This window comes from Pseudomonas sp. PLMAX, from assembly GCF_046042685.1.
GTDB lineage: Bacteria > Pseudomonadota > Gammaproteobacteria > Pseudomonadales > Pseudomonadaceae > Aquipseudomonas > Aquipseudomonas putida_AE.
Window position 1 is genome coordinate 788550 of record NZ_CP064949.1, and the last position, 17908, is coordinate 806457.

General features: G+C 60.8%; 17 protein-coding genes. 5 read left to right on the top strand and 12 right to left on the bottom strand.

The window, feature by feature from the left end; all coding sequences use genetic code 11:
- Nucleotides 1-15: 15 nt before the first annotated feature.
- The 8 genes from DKB71_RS03515 to DKB71_RS03550 form a co-directional block, all read right to left on the bottom strand.
- On the bottom strand, nucleotides 16-495 hold the full coding sequence (locus DKB71_RS03515; protein ID WP_323627018.1) for a copper chaperone PCu(A)C: 480 nt from the start codon (nucleotides 493-495) through the stop codon (nucleotides 16-18).
- A 47-nt stretch (nucleotides 496-542) separates the two neighbouring features.
- Nucleotides 543-941 carry a DUF2946 domain-containing protein gene (locus DKB71_RS03520; RefSeq protein ID WP_408599626.1) on the bottom strand — a complete coding sequence of 133 codons (399 nt, stop codon included), beginning with the start codon at nucleotides 939-941 and terminating at the stop codon, nucleotides 543-545.
- A 97-nt stretch (nucleotides 942-1038) separates the two neighbouring features.
- Entirely contained in the window at nucleotides 1039-1329 is a 291-nt protein-coding gene (locus DKB71_RS03525) for an addiction module antidote protein (protein WP_274077500.1), read from the bottom strand.
- A 3-nt stretch (nucleotides 1330-1332) separates the two neighbouring features.
- The gene (locus tag DKB71_RS03530) at nucleotides 1333-1635 is read right to left on the bottom strand and encodes a type II toxin-antitoxin system RelE/ParE family toxin (protein ID WP_408599627.1); all 303 of its coding nucleotides are present in this window, start codon (nucleotides 1633-1635) and stop codon (nucleotides 1333-1335) included.
- A gap of 189 nt (nucleotides 1636-1824) precedes the next feature.
- On the bottom strand, nucleotides 1825-2553 hold the full coding sequence (locus DKB71_RS03535; protein WP_408599628.1) for a cobalt-precorrin-6A reductase: 729 nt from the start codon (nucleotides 2551-2553) through the stop codon (nucleotides 1825-1827).
- Nucleotides 2550-3647: a cobalt-precorrin-5B (C(1))-methyltransferase gene (locus DKB71_RS03540; protein WP_408599629.1), complete on the bottom strand. Its 1098-nt coding sequence runs from the start codon at nucleotides 3645-3647 to the stop codon at nucleotides 2550-2552. The genes DKB71_RS03535 and DKB71_RS03540 overlap by 4 nt, the downstream gene beginning before the upstream one ends.
- Complete coding sequence (cbiE, locus tag DKB71_RS03545; RefSeq protein ID WP_408599630.1) at nucleotides 3640-4851, bottom strand: precorrin-6y C5,15-methyltransferase (decarboxylating) subunit CbiE; 1212 nt, start codon at nucleotides 4849-4851, stop codon at nucleotides 3640-3642. The genes DKB71_RS03540 and cbiE overlap by 8 nt, the downstream gene beginning before the upstream one ends.
- A gap of 132 nt (nucleotides 4852-4983) precedes the next feature.
- Complete coding sequence (locus tag DKB71_RS03550; protein WP_408599631.1) at nucleotides 4984-5634, bottom strand: hypothetical protein; 651 nt, start codon at nucleotides 5632-5634, stop codon at nucleotides 4984-4986.
- Nucleotides 5635-5826: 192 nt separating this feature from the next.
- Between DKB71_RS03550 and cobG the strand changes: the two genes are divergently transcribed.
- From cobG to DKB71_RS03575, 5 genes are all read left to right on the top strand, one after another.
- On the top strand, nucleotides 5827-7149 hold the full coding sequence (gene cobG / locus DKB71_RS03555) for a precorrin-3B synthase (RefSeq protein WP_408599632.1): 1323 nt from the start codon (nucleotides 5827-5829) through the stop codon (nucleotides 7147-7149).
- A complete protein-coding gene (locus DKB71_RS03560; protein WP_274077493.1) occupies nucleotides 7142-7768 on the top strand; it encodes a precorrin-8X methylmutase in 627 nt (208 codons plus the stop codon). The genes cobG and DKB71_RS03560 overlap by 8 nt, the downstream gene beginning before the upstream one ends.
- Nucleotides 7768-8499, top strand: a complete 732-nt coding sequence (locus tag DKB71_RS03565) for a precorrin-2 C(20)-methyltransferase (protein ID WP_274077514.1) — start codon at nucleotides 7768-7770, stop codon at nucleotides 8497-8499. Before DKB71_RS03560 ends, DKB71_RS03565 begins: the two co-directional genes overlap by 1 nt.
- Entirely contained in the window at nucleotides 8499-10193 is a 1695-nt protein-coding gene (gene cobJ / locus DKB71_RS03570; protein WP_408599633.1) for a precorrin-3B C(17)-methyltransferase, read from the top strand. Before DKB71_RS03565 ends, cobJ begins: the two co-directional genes overlap by 1 nt.
- A gap of 180 nt (nucleotides 10194-10373) precedes the next feature.
- Complete coding sequence (locus DKB71_RS03575; RefSeq protein ID WP_408599634.1) at nucleotides 10374-11198, top strand: hypothetical protein; 825 nt, start codon at nucleotides 10374-10376, stop codon at nucleotides 11196-11198.
- Nucleotides 11199-11242: 44 nt separating this feature from the next.
- On the opposite strand, the gene DKB71_RS03580 is transcribed toward DKB71_RS03575, so the two are convergent.
- The 4 genes from DKB71_RS03580 to purH all read right to left on the bottom strand — a co-directional run bounded on the left by DKB71_RS03580 (nucleotide 11243) and on the right by purH (nucleotide 17832).
- Complete coding sequence (locus tag DKB71_RS03580; RefSeq protein ID WP_008058841.1) at nucleotides 11243-11839, bottom strand: MarC family protein; 597 nt, start codon at nucleotides 11837-11839, stop codon at nucleotides 11243-11245.
- Between the two features lie 64 nt (nucleotides 11840-11903).
- Complete coding sequence (locus DKB71_RS03585; protein ID WP_408599635.1) at nucleotides 11904-14678, bottom strand: response regulator; 2775 nt, start codon at nucleotides 14676-14678, stop codon at nucleotides 11904-11906.
- A 97-nt stretch (nucleotides 14679-14775) separates the two neighbouring features.
- Nucleotides 14776-16068: a phosphoribosylamine--glycine ligase gene (gene purD, locus DKB71_RS03590; RefSeq protein WP_274077489.1), complete on the bottom strand. Its 1293-nt coding sequence runs from the start codon at nucleotides 16066-16068 to the stop codon at nucleotides 14776-14778.
- Between the two features lie 156 nt (nucleotides 16069-16224).
- Nucleotides 16225-17832: a bifunctional phosphoribosylaminoimidazolecarboxamide formyltransferase/IMP cyclohydrolase gene (purH, locus tag DKB71_RS03595; RefSeq protein ID WP_408599636.1), complete on the bottom strand. Its 1608-nt coding sequence runs from the start codon at nucleotides 17830-17832 to the stop codon at nucleotides 16225-16227.
- Nucleotides 17833-17908: the final 76 nt, after the last annotated feature.

Genomic DNA, 17908 nt, shown 5'->3' on the forward strand with positions numbered 1-17908 from the left:
CCTGAGCTCAGTGGGTTACTGAACGTGTGCGTGCTTTTGCGTGGCCTCGGGCGCCTGCTTCTGCACCGCCACTTCGACAGTCACGTCACCGGACTTCTCGAAATGCAGGGTCAGAGGGAAGCGCTTGCCATCGCTGAGCAGGCTGCGGTCTTTCAACCCCAGCAACATGACGTGGTAGGCCATCGGTGCAAAGGTGACGTCGCCGCCGGCGGGGATCTCCACGCTGGGCACCTGCTGCATTTTCATCAGGTCGTTTTGCATCAAGTGCTCATGCAGTTGCGCTTCGCCCGAGATCGGTGAGTCGACACTGAGCAGGCGGTCGGCTGTATTGCCCGCGTTGTGGATCACGAAATACGCGGCGACGGTGGGTGCATTGGGCGGCAGCTCCTGCGACCACGGGTGAGCGATTTCCAGTGCGCCGACCTTGTATTCGTGGGCATTGGCAAAGCAGGCAGGCAGCAGCAACGCGGCCAGAACGATGAGTCTGTTCAACATGGCAGTTCTCCAGGTGATTCAAAACGCAGGTCAATTGCGAGAAGTCATCACACCAGAGGGGAGGCGCGGGGGTTGAGGCTGGGCCATTGCTGGCGTGGTGTCGGGGTGTTGAGGGATGGGGGCGGCAGGCTTCGATTTGACTCGAAGTGCGCGAAATACAGCTGCGGCTCATGCCCGGGCAACGCCACCAATGGCGCGGAGCCAGAGCAGCACCAGCAATGCTGCATGTTGGAGTGATCGTCGCTTTGCGGTTTTTTCTGCTCGATGTCGCCGAGGGATATTGCCACCATCTTGGTGCCGCTGGACGAGCAGAAACTGCCCCACAACAATTGTTCGGCTGGCGACTTCGCCGCCTGCGCCAGCGCTCCGGTCATCGGCATGGCGAGCATGTTGAACAGCACTGCAAAGCAGGCGATCCAGGCAATTGCAAGCCGTTGTCGGGACATGGGACTAATCCGGTGGGTGGGCGATCAGGCGCGGCTATTTAGCCTGATCAGGGCCGATAAGTAAAAAGACTGCGTGCGGTGTGGTGTCGCAGCCCAATCAGACAGCGATGGCATGCAAACGCAGGCCCAAGGCTTTCATAACCTTCATGATAGTCGCGAATTCGGGATTGCCACTGCTGCTCAGCGCTTTGTAAAGGCTCTCGCGTCCAAGGCCGGCATCACGGGCAATTTGTGTCATACCCTTCGCTCGGGCTATATCGTTCAGCGCTGCACGTATCAACACACCGTCGCCAGCATCCTCTTCAAAGCAGGCGTCCAGATAAGCCGCCATTTCTTCCGGTGTTTTGAGAAACTCGGCGGCGTCAAAACGGGTGAATCGTTCGGCCATGATTTACTCCTCACTACCGATGTTTTGTGCCATTTGAATAGCACGTTTGATATCTCGTTTTTGAGTCGATTTGTCGCCCCCGATCAACAGTAAGTAAATCACTTCATCTTTGCGAGTGAAGTACAGCCTGTAGCCAGGGCCGTAATGAACGCGCATTTCATGAACGCCAGCGCCTACGGATTCACAATCACCAAAATTTCCATGCTCGGAGGCTCGAAGTCTGGCGATTATCCGAGCTTTGCCGATGGTGTCCCTCAGTGAGTTGAGCCAATCGGCAAATATTCGGGATCGTTCAAACTCGATCATAGTGGATCGTATTCCTTGGGATACATTGTGGCAAGCAACTCTTTTCTCGAGGCGAAGCCATTCATCCCTGTAAATGGTGGGTGCGCTTGATGGGATCAGGAGGAAAAGGACTATAGGGTTAGAGCCCTGGTGTGGAAAGTCAGATCTGTCCGAGAGTTTTGCCGGCAAAATCGCAGGGTTCAGTAGCGCTCAGGAATTGTCTGACGTCGACAGGGCAACCAGCATATCTGGCACCGACCCAAACTCCCGCTCTACCACCGGCAACTCCGGCCGCTTCAATATCAGTACCGGCAAGCCACGCTCGCGCGCCACATCCAGTTTCGGTTCAGTAGCGCTACTGCCGCTGTTTTTGCTGATCAGCACGTCGATGTTGCGACGTTCGAACAGCTCGCGTTCATCGTCGATCAGGAACGGTCCGCGTGCGCCGATCACTTCGCAGCGTTCATTGCCGGGATAAACGTCCAGCGCGCGCAGGGCCCAGAATTGCTCCGGTGGAATCTCGTCCAGATGTTGCAACGGCTCGCGGCCCAATGTGAACAGCGGTCGCCGGAAGGGCTTCAGCGCTTCGATCAGTCCGGCCCAATCGCTGACCTCACGCCAGTCATCGCCCGCCTGTGGTTGCCAGGCCGGACGGCGCAACGCCCAGCAGGCGATACCGCTCAAACGCGCGGCCGTCGCGGCGTTTTGACTGATTTGGGCGGCGTAGGGATGAGTAGCATCGAGCAACAGATCAATCCGTTCATCGCGGACGAACTGAGCCAGGCCTTCGGCGCCGCCATAGCCACCCACGCGCACCTGGCAGTGCAAATCGGTCGGCACCCGACCGATACCGGCCAGGCTATAGATGTGTTGCGGCCCCAGGGTTCGGGCAATCGCCAGGGCCTCGGTCACGCCGCCGAGCAACAGAATGCGTTTCATTGAAAAGCTCCCGCATGGCCGACGATCCCGCCTTGGCGATCGATGGCAAACACTTCGACCTGAACCTGCGCCGGCACCACGCTGCGGGCAAAGTCCAGGGCGTGTTGGCACACGGCATCGCCGAGGGCGATACCTGCGGAGCTGGCCATGGCCAGGGCCTGTTGACTGGTGTTGGCTTCGCGGATGCCTTGCTGCAAGGCGGCATCGGCGCCGATTGCGGCGGCCCATTTGGCCAGTTGTGGCAGATCGATGCTCGAATGCCGACTGTGCAGGTCCATATGCCCCGCCGCCAGTTTGCTGATCTTGCCGAAGCCGCCGCAAATGCTCAGTTTATCCACGGGCACCTTGCGCAGATGCTTGAGCACTGCACCGACGAAATCGCCCATTTCGATCAGGGCGATTTCCGGCAGGTGGTAGACCCGGCGCATGGTGTCTTCGCTGGCGTTGCCGGTACAGGCGGCGATGTGCAGATAGCCGTTGGTCTTGGCGACATCGATGCCCTGGTGGATCGAGGCGATGTAGGCCGCGCAGGAAAACGGCCGGACGATGCCGCTGGTGCCGAGGATCGACAGGCCGCCGAGAATGCCCAGGCGCGGGTTCATGGTTTTCAACGCCAGGGCCTCGCCGTCCTCGACGTTCACCGTGACCTCGAAACCGCCGCTGTAGCCAAGTTCGTTGGCGAGCAGGGTCAGGTGATCGCTGATCATCTTGCGCGGTACCGGATTGATTGCCGGCTCGCCGACGCCCAACACCAGTCCCGGGCGGGTGACCGTTCCGACACCTCGCCCGGCACTGAAGCGAACACCTGGCTCGTCCAGTAGACGCACCTCGCTATAGAGCAGTGCACCGTGGGTCACGTCTGGATCGTCCCCGGCATCCTTGATCGTGCCGGCCTCTGCGCCGTCATCGATCAAGCGGCAGAACTCCAGGCGCATCTGCACCTGCTTGCCTTTGGGCAGGACGATTTGCACGGCGTCCGAGCTTCCACCGCCGAGCAACAGGCGAGCCGCCGCCAGGCTGGTCGCGGTGGCGCAGCTGCCGGTGGTCAGTCCGCTGCGCAGCGGGGCAGGTTGTTCGGCGGTTTCGTCACGCATCGAAAGGCTTCGTCACATCCAGCAAGGTAATCGGCAACGCCTGGCGCCAGGTATCGAACTCACCCAGCGGTTGCGCCTGGGCGATATGGATACGCGTCAGTTCGCCACCGTGTTGTTCGCGCCACGCCATCAGGGTCATTTCACTTTGCAGCGTGACCGCGTTGGCGATCAGCCGGCCGCCGGGTTTGAGCGCTGCCCAGCAAGTGTCGAGCACGCCTTCACGGGTGACCCCGCCACCGATGAAAATCGCATCCGGGCGTTCGAGGCCCGCGAGTGCTTGCGGCGCACTGCCGCGAATCAGTTGCAGCCCAGGAACGCCGAGGGTGTCACGGTTGTGCTCGATCAATTGCTGGCGCCCTGCGTCGGCTTCGATCGCCAGCGCACGGCAACCCGGATGGGCGCGCATCCATTCAATGCCGATCGAACCGCTGCCGGCGCCGACATCCCACAACAATTCACCGGGGACCGGTGCCAGGCGGGCGAGGGTGATGGCACGCACGTCGCGTTTGGTCAGTTGCCCGTCATGCTTGAATGCCGAGTCGGGCAAGCCGGCCAGGCGGGACAGGCGCGCAGTGGCGGGATCGGCAACGCAGTCGATGGCGATCAGGTTCAAGTCGGCGATCACCGGGTCGAGCCAGTCGTTGGCGACGCCATCAATGCGGCGTTCGGCTTCGCCGCCCAGATGCTCGAGGACGGTGATACGACTCGCGCCGAAACCGCGTTCACACAACAACCGGCAGATTTCACCCGGGCTTCGGCCATCGTTGCTCAGTACCAGCAGGCGAACACCGCTAGCCCAGTGCGCGTTAAGCGCGGCGACAGGGCGGGCGACGACAGAAAGCGTGACCACGTCCTGCAGGGCCCAGCCCATCCGCGCGGCGGCCAGCGAGCAGGACGAGGGGGCCGGCAGGATCAGCATCTCATCGACAGGCAGTTGTCGGGCGAGGCTGGCGCCGACGCCAAAGAACATCGGATCGCCACTGGCGAGGACGCAGACAGGCTCGCCGCGTCTGGTCAGTACCGGGTCGAGGGAAAACGGGCTGGGCCATGGCTGCCGTTCACCCCGGATGCAAGCCGGCAACAGATCCAGCTGCCGTTGACCGCCAATGATCCGCGAAGCGCCCAATAGAGCATGTCGGGCGTTTTTACCCAGGCCCTTGAAGCCGTCTTCACCGATACCTACCACTGTCAGCCAGGGGGTCATGCTGTTCCTCATTTGCAAAGCGAAGCTGTCATCACCGCGCTCAGGCCTGTGTCGACCTGCACGGGTGCGCATCATAGCGCGGTGTTGATTGCCGTGGCCTGCGGTCAGTCGGTGAAATCGCTGCGCGGGGCGTCATCCTCTATTCCTTCGCAAGTCGAACTTGCTCATGAGGATTTCGCGACGTTTCTTGTCGATGAGTGCTCTTTTAGCGTCGAGTTTGTTTCTGTCCAGTTTCAGGTAAGCCCGTTGTTGAATGATTTTTGTAGCCTGCCCCTCCCAATCGACGAACAGAAAAGCGCTTTTTTTTGCATAACTCACCAACTCCAGATTGAACACGGCAATTTCCAGGAAACCCTTGGCGTCGTAACGTGCAGGCGTGACCTGAAATCGCTTTCCCATCAGGCTTTCCGTATCCAGGGAGTAGAGGGCCGGTTTATCCGGTTTCAATGCGTCGAGCGTGTCGATCATGGCGTTGCCTTGGCGCCTGTCCGGCATGGCCTGGGCGCTTTGTACCAGGAAGTCCGCGACACTATTGGAGACGTCGTGACGAATGCGGGTGGAAATGCTGTCCTCGAAGACCCACCAGCCGAGGAAATTCAGCGTGTTGACATATTCATCGAGCCATTGTGTCGAGTCGGTAAAACGACTGCAGAGCATATCGGCGGATCGAGTGGCGATCTGTGTGCAATGGGTCATGTCGTCAAAGTCTTGCAGCGAGAGTTCTCCAATGCACGAAATCAAATTGGGGCCGGTTAACAGGCCCGCTGGGGTTTTATTATCCATATGCAACTCCTGACAAACATCCTTGTTGGTCACTGCAAAGTACAAGAGCCCCCGGGCAGTTGAAAATTTCTCGGCGTGTTGATTTGATTCTTTCTGTAAGTACTTGCGTTTCGTCGTCAATCCACTCGGTCTTTTCATCCGGTTGGATAAAGCAGGCATAATGCCGCTCTTCGTCCCGTTACCGGTCATCCCGTGAATTCACGTCCAATCTCCAGTCCTTTGCGCCCTTCGGCCTGTCCCGGGTTGTTGCGTGTCGTCCAGGCGCTGGATGGCGGAATTTGCCGGATCAAACTCGACGGTGGCTCCCTGCGCGCGGACCAGGCCGTGGCTGTCGCTGACGCTGCCCGGCGGTATGCCGGTGGCGTCATCGAAGCGACCAACCGGGCGAACCTGCAAATTCGCGGGATTGGTCAGCAGACGCCGGCGTTGATCGAGAGCCTGCTGGCCGCTGGACTGGGGCCCACCACGGCCCTTGGCGACGACGTGCGCAATCTGATGCTGAGCCCCAGTGCCGGCATCGATCAGGACATGCTGATCGACACTCGGCCGCTGGCCCGGCAAATTCTAAACAGCTTGCAAACCCATCCGCGCTTCCATGAGTTATCGGCCAAGTTCGCGGTGCAGCTTGATGGCGGTGAAAGCGTGGCGATGCTCGAGCATCCACATGACCTGTGGTTGAGCGCGATTGAGCGCAACGGCGAGGCACTGCTGGTCTTCGGTCTTGCCGGGTGTCCTGTAGACCCACCCGTCGGCGCGGTATTGCTGGGCGATGGACATCGCCTGGTGGTGGCCGTGCTGGAGTTGTTTCTGGAACTCGCGCGACCGGACCAGACCCGAATGCGCCATCTGCTGGCCGAACATTCACGCCCTTCGTTGCTGCAAACGCTGGCCGGGCGCGTACCCTTGCTCGACATCGGACAATGGCAAGCCCCGGTTCGCCGTTCCGGTCAACCCATCGGCAGTTTTCCACAACGTCAGGAAGGCCTGATGTACGTCGGAGCCATGCCACCGCTGGGGCGGCTCGACCCGACGATGCTCAAGGGGGCGGCCGAGCTCTGCGCAACCCTGGGTGACGCCAGCCTGCGCCTGACGCCGTGGCAAAGCCTGTTGCTGCCCAATATCCGTCACCAGGATGCCGCGCTCGTCATCCAACAGTTGCAGGCGCTGGGTTTCCTGGTCGACCCCCGTCAGCCCCTGTGCTCTGTGGTGGCCTGCACCGGCTCGGCCGGTTGTGGCAAAGGGTTGGCGGATACCAAGGGCGATGCGCGGCAACTGGCGGCACGGCTGCACGATCAGCCGGAGCGGCAGCAGGTGCACTTGTCGGGTTGCCCGCGCTCCTGTGCATGCGCCCATACGGCGCCCGTCACACTGCTGGCGACCGGTACCGGTCACTACGATCTTTATTTTCGCGATGCAGCGTTGCCGGGTTTCGGCGCGCTGCAAGCACGCAATCTCACAATTGAAGCGGCTGGCGCATGGCTTGATGCCCGCCCACGGAGTCCCCTTGATGCTTGATTACATCCGCGACGGTCAGGAGATCTATCGCAATTCTTTCGCGATCATTCGCGCCGAGGCCAACCTGGAGCGAATCCCGGCTGATCTGGAAAAACTCGCGGTCCGGGTGATCCACGCCTGCGGTATGGTCGAGGCGATCGATGGCCTGCAGTTTTCCGCAGGCGCGGGCAAGGCCGGGCGCGATGCGTTAGCCGCGGGGGCGCCGATTCTGTGCGATGCGCGGATGGTCTCCGAGGGCGTGACCCGTGCCCGCTTGCCGGCGAACAACGAAGTGATCTGCACCCTGCGCGATGACAGCGTGCCGGACCTGGCCCGTGAGCTGGGCAATACGCGCTCGGCCGTGGCGCTGGAGCTGTGGCGTCCCTACCTGGAAGGCAGCGTGGTAGTGATTGGCAATGCGCCGACCGCCTTGTTCTACCTGCTGGAAATGCTCGACGCCGGTGCCCCCAAGCCTGCCCTGATCCTCGGTTTCCCGGTGGGATTTGTCGGCGCCGCCGAGTCCAAGGCGATGCTCGCGGCGAACAGTCGTGGCGTGCCCTTTGTGATCATGCAAGGCCGCCTGGGTGGTAGCGCCATGGCTGCCGCCGCCGTCAATGCCCTCGCCACGGAGATTGAATGATGCAGCAACCAGGACGTTTGATCGGCCTTGGCGTCGGCCCCGGTGATCCGGAACTGATTACCGTCAAGGCCCTGCGCCTGCTGCGCGAATCGCCGGTGGTGGCGTATTTCGTTGCCAAAGGCAAAAAGGGCAATGCCTTCGGCATCATCGAAGCACACCTGCAGGACGCGCAGACGCTGCTGCCACTGGTCTACCCGGTCACCACCGAGGCCTTGCCGGCGCCGCTGTCCTACGAGCAGGTGATCAGCGATTTCTACGATACCGCTGGCGAACAACTGGCCGCGCATCTCGATGCCGGTCGTGACGTGGCCGTGATCTGCGAAGGCGATCCGTTCTTCTACGGCTCCTACATGTACCTGCACGACCGTCTGGCCGAGCGCTATGAGGCCGAAGTCGTGCCGGGTGTCTGCTCGATGCTGGGCGGCGCCTCGGTGCTCGGTGCGCCACTGGTGTACCGCAACCAGAGTCTGTCGGTGTTGTCCGGCGTGCTGCCGCACGAAGAGCTCAAGCGCCGCCTGGCCGATGCCGATGCCGCGGTGGTCATGAAGCTGGGGCGCAATTTCCCCAAGGTCCGCCAGGTGCTGGAAGAACTGGGCCTGGCCGGGCGAGCGCTGTACGTCGAGCGCGCGACCATGGCCAACCAGAAGATCGTGCCGCTGGATCAGGTCGATCCGCTGTCTTCGCCGTATTTCTCGCTGATCATCGTTCCCGGTGAAAGGTGGCAAGGCTGATGACTCGTCCCGTCCCGGCGATTGTCATTCTTGGTAATGGCAGCCTCGCTACCGCACGCAAGATCCAGCAGTTGTCCCCGGGCGCCCTGATCCACGGCCTGGCCGAACGGGTCGAAGGTGCTGACCGCCTCTACCAGGAGTTCGGCGCAACCCTGCGTGAACTCTATCAACAGGCCACGCCGATCATTGCGCTGTGCGCGGCCGGCATCGTGATTCGCACCCTGGCGCCGCTGCTGCTGGAAAAGGGCGCGGAGCCGCCGGTCCTGGCGGTTGCCGAAGATGGCAGCGCGGTGGTGCCGCTGTTGGGCGGCCTGGGCGGCGTCAATCTGCTGGCCCGGGAAATTGCCCAAGGGCTGGGCGTGGCGGCGGCGATCACCACCAGTGGCGAGCTGCGCTTCGGCACCTGTTTGCTCAACCCGCCAAGCGGCTATGCATTGGCTGACCTGGAGCTCGGCAAACGTTTTGTGTCCGACCTGCTCGGCGGCGAACCTGTACGGATCGAAGGTGAAGCACCTTGGCTCGCGCAAGCACAGTTGCCCCAGGATCAGCAGGCGAATCTGTCGATTCATGTCAGCACCGCCGAGCGCGAACCTGCGGCCAATGAGTTGCTGATCTATCCAAAAAGCGTCGTAGCGCTGGTGAGCGACGACGTTGCAGACCTGCCCGAGGCCATTCGCCAGGCTTTGCGTCGGGCGAAAATTGCGCAGCAATCCCTGGCGTGCCTGTTGGCCAGCGATCAGATGATGGGTAATCCGACGCTGCATGATGTGGCGCTGGAGTTGGGTGTCGCGCTGCGGTTTACGGCAGCGGCCAGCGTCGAGGAGGTGATCGGGCTCCCCGTGGTTCTGCACACCGATAACGGAATTACCCTGGCGGTCGCCGAACAGCCGCTGGACGTCACGCTGATCGGTCGTCCCCGCGGGCGCCTTGCCGTCATCGGCATCGGTCCGGGTGCTGTCGAGTTGATGGTGCCGGCGGTCAAGGCGGAACTGGCGCGTGCCAACGACGTGCTCGGTTATGAAACCTATGTGCGCATGGCGGGCCCTTATCGACCAGACCAGGTGTTGCACTGCACCGACAACCGTGAAGAAATGCAGCGCGCCCGGCATGCCTTTGAGCTCGCTGTGCAAGGCCGCAGCGTGGTGGTTGTGTCTTCCGGGGATCCCGGCGTATTTGCCATGGCGGCGGCGGTGCTCGAAGCACTGCATGAATCCGGCGACCCGACCTGGCATCAGGTCGACCTGGAGATCCTGCCGGGTGTCTCGGCCTCACTGGCGACAGCCGCCCAGGCGGGAGCACCGCTGGGGCATGACTTCTGTGTGCTGTCGCTGTCGGACAACCTCAAGCCATGGGAGATCATCGAGAAACGCCTGGACCTGGCGGCGCAGGCTGATCTGGCGATGGCGTTCTATAACCCGATCTCACGGTCACGGCCGTGGCAGTTGGGGCGCGCACTGGAGGTCGTCGCCCGGCACCGTGCAGCCGATACACCGGTGGTGCTGGGGCGCGATATCGCCCGTCCGGGACAGACTTTGCGGGTAACGACCCTCGGTCAATTGACGCCGGATCAGGTCGACATGCGAACCATGGTGTTGATCGGTTCATCCACGACCCGGGTGTTTCCACGCTTGCATGGGTTGTCATGGGTGTACACGCCACGAAGTTATGGTGACAAGTTGATCGACATCAAATAGGCATTTCTGTTTTCAAATTGAATAACATTGGATCGCCCGAGTCGTTGGCTCGGGCGATTTTTTGTCTGGCTTCAAGTTATACACATATGGTCATTAGTGCAGTTTGTAGGCGGCGGTGCAGTGGGTTAGATTCGTTTTGCCCAGGAGGGCGCTAAACGAAACTAATAAGGATTGTTTGATATGTTAAATAATGAAGGTTCTCTGAGTGTAGAAGAAAGTAATGACTTGGTCGGCTGGCGTATTGCGCGGCGCCAGTCCCTGATGCCGAATGTTGCCCGAATGCAAAAGCTGGCCACCGTGGAAGTTTCGAGTCCTACCAAGGAGCTCGATGCTGTTGTCCTTGGGAATACACTTGTCGGTTACGGCGACAATGTGTCACTCGAGAACATGGAAATTATCGAAAACATCATCAAGTTTTCGAAGATGGAGGCGACCCTGGAAGTCCCGGGTGATAAAAAGCCTAAGGAGTGGCATCGTGCATTTCTAAATTGCATGGAAGATCTGGGCTGCTACGTTCCCGACAGCGGTTATGTCGAGCACAGTCGCAGTGCTGTGCAGCTGACGATGGCCAACATCGTCACAGACATTATCAAGGCGGGTATCGATGCGGCAAAAGCGGCCATTCCTGGTGCGACGGTATTGGGCGCGGTCGCGGATTCCACCCTGGATGCGCTGAAGAAGGAGCCCGAAACCATCAAGGTTTTCAACTATGAAGTCACGAAGACCAAAGGTGTCAAACTGGCGATATTGCCCTGCGAGCAACTGAAGAATGGTCTGGTCCTGATCATGTTGTCGTCCATCGACAGCAATGCCGACAAAGACGATGGCAAGGTGGTTTTTTTAGACTGGAAGACATCGGACCTGAATACTTTTCGCGCCGCCTCTTTTGTCACTTTCAACCCGCTTCGTTATTCTCACGTCAAACAAGACATTGAAGCAGTGCTCGGTCTGCACCAGAGCACGCAGTTGGTAAAACGGTTTCAACGACGTAAACGCACACAATAATCAGCAGGCCCAGAGGTTACTGACCTCTGGGTGTGCTGGAGCATTCAGGGCACCAGGTAACCCTTCACGCCCGTGAATATAATCTGCGCCGCCAACGCACACACAAACAGCCCCATCAATCGGCTGACTATCTGCAAGCCCTGGTCGCCGAGTATGCGTTCAATACGGTTGGACAGGTACAGCACCACCCCCACGGTAAAGCTGGCCAGGGCAATACTGACGATGGCCGTGAGTTTGTCGTCCCAGTGCGGCTGACTCACGCCCATCACCAGCAAGGCGCCAATGGTGCCGGGGCCGACGGTCAGCGGGATGGTCAGGGGGACGATGGTCACGTCCTGTTGCACGTTGTCGGTCTGCACCGCCGATTTGCCCTGGGCCATGCCCAGCGCCGAGATGAACAGCACACTGCCGGCACCGATGCGGAAGGCGTCCACGGTGATGCCGAACACGCTGAAAATTACCCGCCCGAACAGGTACAGCAAGACACTGGAGACCAAGGTGGCAATGGCCACTTTCCAGGCCAGTCGACGTTGTTCCTTGCGCGAATAACCGCGGGTCAGGCTGATGAAGCAGGACAACACGAAGAACGGGCTGTAGAGCACCAGCATCTTCAGGTAAACGCTGAACAACACGTGGAGCATGGGGCAGGCTCACTGGCGAGGGAAGTCGAGGGAGAGTCTAACAGGCGCCGTGGAGTCTGTCGGCTCAGGACGTTGGCGTCGTCGTGCGGTTCTGATCGCGCTGGGCAACCCAGTGTTCGATCAATTCGCGCAACTGCGAGAGCTCGACCGGCTTGGCCATGTGTCCGTCCATTCCGGCCTGGCGTGCCCGCTCCTTATGCTCGGCGAGGATGTGTGCGGTCAACGCGACCACCGGGGTGCGGGTCCGCTGATTGCCGACTTCCCAGGCACGCAGCTGCTGGGTCGCCGAAAAGCCGTCGAGGATCGGCATTTCGCAGTCCATCAGCACCAGGTCGTAACGCTGCGCCTTCATCGCCACCAAGGCTTCTTCGCCATTGCTGGCGGTGTCCGGTTGCAGGTTGAGCTTGCCCAGCATGCCGCGGATGACCTTGGTCGAAATGCTGTTGTCTTCGGCCACCAGAATGCGGAAATCGCTGGGCACCTTGATCGGCAACGGCGGGCCGGATGGCAAGTGTGGCGGGACCGCGAGCCCTTTGTTGCGCTGGTTCAGTTCGTCGGCCAGGGTGGTCTTGAGGGTATAGCCGGCCACGGGTTTGGCCAGGATGCGTTTGATCCCCGAGTTGCGCGCGATGATCTTGCTCGGCGCATTGCTGATGCCGGTCAGCATGATGAGCAGGATGTCGTGGTTCAGGCTCGGGTCTTCCTTGATCTTGGCAGCCAGTTGCATGCCGGTCATGCCGGGCATGTTCTGGTCCAGCAGGACCACATCGAAGTAGTCACGCAGGTGCGCCTTGGTGCGCAACAACGCCAACGCTTCCTTGCCCGAGGGTACGGCGCTCACGTTCAAGCCCCAGGCGGTGCACTGCTGCACCAGCACCTTGCGGCAGGTGTCGTTGTCATCCACCACCAGTACCCGTGCACCCTGCAGCGGGCCATCGAGGTCCGAGGTCGGATGCTCCAGGCGGTCAGGGTCCAGCGGCAAGGTCAGCCACAAGGTACTGCCCTGGTTGTTGCCACTCTTGATGCCGAATTCGCCTTGCATCAGGCGAATCAGTTGACGGGCGATCACCAGCCCCAGATTACCGCCCAGGTGGTTGGTCGAGAGGAAATGCTTGCTGTGCAGTTCGGCGTGCATCAGCGCGTCGCGCTCTTCGGCGTCCATCGGTTCGCCGCTGTCTTGTACGGCGATGCGCAGGCGTGGATGGCTGCTGCGTTCGTCGAGGGCGACGACGATCAGGATCTCGCCTTCGTCGGTTTTCTTCAGGGCATTTTCCAAAAGGCTCAGCAACGTCTGGCGCAAGCGCGTCGGGTCGCCACTGATCACGCGCGGTACTTGTGGCTGAATGAAGCTGATCAGCTCGACGTTCTGCTGCTCGGCCTTGGCGCGGAAGATGCTCAGGCAGTCTTCGATCAGGGCGTTGAGATCGAACTGCACATCATCCAGTTCGATCTGTCCGGACTCGAGTTTGGAAATGTCGAGAATTTCGTTGATCAATGTCAGCAGTTCGTTGCCGGCACTGTGGATGGTCTGCACATAATCGCGCTGCTTGACCGACAGCGGCGTGCCCAGCAGTAACTCGGTCATGCCCAGCACGCCATTCATCGGCGTGCGGATCTCATGGCTGATCTTTGCCAGGAACTCGGCCTTGGCATTGACCTCGGCGTTGCTGGCCGCCAGGTCGCGACTGATACTGAAGCGCGCTTCGGTAATACTGCGCTGGCGTTCGCTCAGGGCAATGCTCATCAACAGGCCACTGATGCAGATGAACACCAGCAGGGTGGTGATCAGGTCATGGGGTTCGATCAGGGTCAGCCCCAGCAAGGCGGGCAGGATGATCAGGGTGCCAAGGTTGAATACCACCATGGCCGCCACGAACAGCCGCGCCGGGCGATAGCCTTTTTGCCAGTGATAGGCGCTGACGAACAACATGCTCAGGCCGGCCAGTGCGACCAGTGCGTAGGTGATGATGTTCAGTGGCAGCGTGTTGACGAACAACAGCAGCAGGCTGCAGATCATGATGAACAGGATGTCGCCCACCAGCAGCTTGTTCAGCGGATGCGGGCCGAGGGGCTTGAAGAAACGATAGGCAAATATCAGGCCGCTGGGGGCCGTCAGCAGCAAGGCGAGGTAGGCACCGGGGGTTTGCACGGCCTGCCAGTCCGGGATCCAGGGGCCCGCCAGGTTCAACAACAGCACCAGGCTGAGCATCAACAAGGCTTCGCACACCGCCAGCCAGACACTGCTGGTCGAGCGGGTATAGGCATAGCGGATGAGGTTGTGCAGGATCAGCATGGCAATGCAGCCCAACAGCAGCCCGTAGACCAGCGTCTGGTTCTGATTGGCCGCGGTGATGACCGCCGATTGCAAGGTGATGTAGGGCCTCAACTGGTGTTCGGAAACCAGTCGCAGGTAAACGTCCAGGGTCTTTTCGCTTTGCGGCAACGGCAGCATGAAGTCGCTGCTGGGCAATGGGCGGTCTGCCAGCGGTTGCTCGTTGCCTGTATGGGATTGCTCGATCAGCTTGTCGCCGTCAAACACATACAGGTTGAAGTGCAGCAGATCGGGTGCGAACACCCGCAGCAATTGTTCATGCTTGCCCGGCGCAAGCTTGAAACGCAGCCATAGCGCACCCTCGGGCTCGGCCGCCGTGAGGTGGTCGAGTTCGATGGGGCTGAAATGATTGGTGTAGCGGGCGGAGCGTATGTCGCTCAGCTGCAGGTCGCCCTGTTCGTCGAGCAATACCGCCCAGCCACTGCCTTGCGCGGCCTGGGCCGGGAGCATGCAGAGCAAGGTCAGCATTGTGACGGTTAGAGTTATGGCAATCCTGAGCCAGCGCACGGCGAAATCCTTTCGTAGGTTAATGCCAGAATATAACTATGCGCGGCGCCGCAATAGCCAGGCAAGGGCTGCAAGCCCCTGCCTGTCGTTATGTTGCTTATTCCTGTTCGCCACGCTCGCGGGCAATGGCGCGGTAGCCAATGTCCTTGCGATAGAAACAGCCTTCCCAATCGATCTTGGCCGCCAGTTTGTAAGCCTGCTGCTGGGCGGCATCGACGCTGGCGCCCATGGCCGTGGCGCAAAGCACGCGGCCGCCGGCGGTCACGACTTGACCGTCCTTGAGCGCGGTACCGGCGTGGAAGACTTTGCCTTCCAGTGCCGCGGCTGCATCCAGGCCATTGATGGCCACACCCTTGGCGTAGTCACCAGGATAGCCGCCTGCCGCCAGGACGATGCCGACGCTCGGACGTGGATCCCATTGCGCTTCGACCTTGTCCAGCGCCTGCGCCAGGGCGGCTTCGACCAGCAAAACCAGGCTCGACTGCAAACGCAGCATGACCGGCTGGGTCTCCGGGTCACCGAAACGGCAGTTGAACTCGATGACTTTCGGGTTGCCCGCCTTGTCGATCATCAGGCCGGCATACAGGAAACCGGTGTAGACATTGCCTTCCTCGGCCATGCCGCGCACGGTCGGCCAGATCACCAGGTCCATGACGCGCTGGTGCACTTCGCTGGTCACCACCGGGGCAGGGGAGTAGGCGCCCATGCCGCCAGTGTTCGGGCCGGTGTCGCCGTCGCCGACGCGCTTGTGGTCCTGGCTGGTGGCCATCGGCAAGACGTTCTTGCCGTCGACCATGACGATGAAGCTGGCTTCTTCGCCGTCGAGGAACTCTTCGATCACTACGCGCGAACCGGCATCGCCGAATGCATTGCCCGCGAGCATGTCACGCACCGCGTCTTCGGCTTCGGCCAGGGTCATGGCAACGATCACGCCTTTACCGGCGGCCAGGCCGTCGGCCTTGATCACGATCGGCGCGCCTTTTTCACGCAGGTAAGCCAGGGCCGGCTCGATCTCGGTGAAGTTCTGGTAGTCGGCGGTCGGGATCTTGTGGCGAGCCAGGAAGTCCTTGGTGAAGGCTTTCGAGCCTTCAAGCTGGGCAGCACCGGCGGTCGGACCGAAGCAGTCCAGGCCACGGGAGCGGAACAGGTCGACCACACCGGCGACCAGCGGCACTTCCGGGCCGACGATGGTCAGGGAAACGTTTTTCTCGGCAAAATCCGCCAGTTGCTCAAGGGCCAGTACGTCGATGGCGACGTTCTCGCACTTGGCTTCGATGGCGGTGCCGGCGTTGCCCGGTGCCACGAACACTTTCTGCACCCGTGGATCCTGGGCTACTTTCCAGGCCAGGGCGTGTTCACGGCCACCGCTGCCAATGATCAAGACATTCATTTCAAAAACCTCGGATGACGCTAATTCTTGATAGCACCGCTGGGATGCTCTTTTGTGGGAGCGGGCTTGCTCGCGAAAGCGGTGTGTCAGCCAACATCAATGTCGCTGACAGATTGCATTCGCGAGCAAGCCCGCTCCCACATTTGATCGTCGTGTTTAGTGACGGAAGTGGCGCATGCCAGTAAAGACCATGGCGATGCCGGCTTCGTCTGCTGCCGCAATCACTTCAGCATCACGCATCGAGCCACCTGGCTGGATCACCGCGGTGATGCCAACCTTGGCCGCATTGTCCAGGCCGTCGCGGAACGGGAAGAATGCATCGGAAGCCATCACCGAACCGGCTACCTGCAAACCAGCATGTTCAGCCTTGATCGCAGCAATACGCGCGGAGTTCACGCGGCTCATCTGGCCTGCGCCGACACCGATGGTCTGACGGTTCTTGGCGTAGACGATGGCGTTGGACTTCACGTACTTGGCGACTTTCCAGGCGAAGATCAGGTCGTTGATTTCCTGCTCGGTCGGTGCGCGCTTGGTCACGACCTTGAGGTCATCGGCGCCGATCATGCCGATATCGCGGCTCTGCACCAGCAGGCCACCGTTGACGCGCTTGTAGTCCCAGGCAGCGGCGCGATCAGCCGACCACTCGCCACAGGCCAGCAGGCGTACGTTGGCCTTGGCAGCGACGATGGCGCGGGCTTCTTCGCTGACGCTCGGGGCGATGATCACTTCGACGAACTGACGCTCGACGATGGCCTTGGCGGTCTCGGCGTCCAGTTCGCGGTTGAAGGCGATGATGCCGCCGAACGCGGATTCGGTGTCGGTGGCGTAGGCCAGGTCGTAGGCCTTGCGGATGCCGCCTTCGGCGTCCGGGCTGACGGCCACGCCGCACGGGTTGGCGTGCTTGACGATCACACACGCCGGCTTGACGAAGCTCTTCACGCATTCCAGCGCGGCATCGGTGTCGGCCACGTTGTTGTACGACAGTTCCTTGCCTTGCAGCTGGGTCGCGGTGGCAATGCCAACTTCGGCAGGCTTGGCTTCCACGTAGAACGCCGCGCTCTGGTGCGGGTTCTCGCCGTAGCGCATTTCCTGGGCCTTGATGAACTGGCTGTTGAAGGTGCGCGGGAACTCGCTGCGACCTTCCGTGCTGAGGGTGTCAGCGGCCTGGTTCACAGTGCCCATGTAGTTGGCGATCATGCCGTCGTAGGCGGCAGTGTGTTCGAAGGCCTTGAGCATCAGGTCGAAACGCTGGGCGTAGGTCAGGCCGCCGGCTTTCAGGTTTTCCAGGACGCTGGCGTAGTCGCTGGCGTTGACCACGATGGCCACGTCCTTGTGGTTCTTGGCTGCCGAACGAACCATGGTCGGGCCGCCGATGTCGATGTTCTCGATGGCGGTCGGCAGGTCGCAGCCAGGCTTGCTGATGGTGGCTTCAAACGGGTACAGGTTGACCGCTACCAGGTCGATCGGCTTGATGCCGTGTTCGTTCATGATGGCGTCGTCGATACCGCGACGACCGAGGATCCCGCCGTGGATTTTCGGGTGCAGGGTTTTCACCCGACCGTCCATCATTTCGGCGAAGCCGGTGTAATCCGCGACTTCCACTGCGGCAACGCCGTTGTCCTGCAGCAGCTTGAACGTCCCGCCGGTGGAGAGGATCTCGACACCCAGGGCTTCAAGCTCCTTGGCGAATTCGAGGATCCCGGTCTTGTCGGAAACGCTGATCAAGGCGCGGCGGATCGGCAGGCGGGTAGTCTGGTCGGTCATCTCAATTTCCATCAAAAGCAAAGGAAGTCAGCAAAAAAGGCGACCGGTCTTACGCGGGCGCCTTTCTGGTTTGATT

Coding starts and splice junctions, on each gene's coding strand:
- DKB71_RS03515 (WP_323627018.1), bottom strand. CDS start 495: ATGTTGAACAGACTCATCGTTCTGGCCGCGTTGCTGCTGCCTGCCTGC.
- DKB71_RS03520 (WP_408599626.1), bottom strand. CDS start 941: ATGTCCCGACAACGGCTTGCAATTGCCTGGATCGCCTGCTTTGCAGTG.
- DKB71_RS03525 (WP_274077500.1), bottom strand. CDS start 1,329: ATGGCCGAACGATTCACCCGTTTTGACGCCGCCGAGTTTCTCAAAACA.
- DKB71_RS03530 (WP_408599627.1), bottom strand. CDS start 1,635: ATGATCGAGTTTGAACGATCCCGAATATTTGCCGATTGGCTCAACTCA.
- DKB71_RS03535 (WP_408599628.1), bottom strand. CDS start 2,553: ATGAAACGCATTCTGTTGCTCGGCGGCGTGACCGAGGCCCTGGCGATT.
- DKB71_RS03540 (WP_408599629.1), bottom strand. CDS start 3,647: ATGCGTGACGAAACCGCCGAACAACCTGCCCCGCTGCGCAGCGGACTG.
- cbiE (WP_408599630.1), bottom strand. CDS start 4,851: ATGACCCCCTGGCTGACAGTGGTAGGTATCGGTGAAGACGGCTTCAAG.
- DKB71_RS03550 (WP_408599631.1), bottom strand. CDS start 5,634: ATGGATAATAAAACCCCAGCGGGCCTGTTAACCGGCCCCAATTTGATT.
- DKB71_RS03560 (WP_274077493.1), top strand. CDS start 7,142: ATGCTTGATTACATCCGCGACGGTCAGGAGATCTATCGCAATTCTTTC.
- DKB71_RS03565 (WP_274077514.1), top strand. CDS start 7,768: ATGCAGCAACCAGGACGTTTGATCGGCCTTGGCGTCGGCCCCGGTGAT.
- cobJ (WP_408599633.1), top strand. CDS start 8,499: ATGACTCGTCCCGTCCCGGCGATTGTCATTCTTGGTAATGGCAGCCTC.
- DKB71_RS03575 (WP_408599634.1), top strand. CDS start 10,374: ATGTTAAATAATGAAGGTTCTCTGAGTGTAGAAGAAAGTAATGACTTG.
- DKB71_RS03580 (WP_008058841.1), bottom strand. CDS start 11,839: ATGCTCCACGTGTTGTTCAGCGTTTACCTGAAGATGCTGGTGCTCTAC.
- purD (WP_274077489.1), bottom strand. CDS start 16,068: ATGAATGTCTTGATCATTGGCAGCGGTGGCCGTGAACACGCCCTGGCC.
- purH (WP_408599636.1), bottom strand. CDS start 17,832: ATGACCGACCAGACTACCCGCCTGCCGATCCGCCGCGCCTTGATCAGC.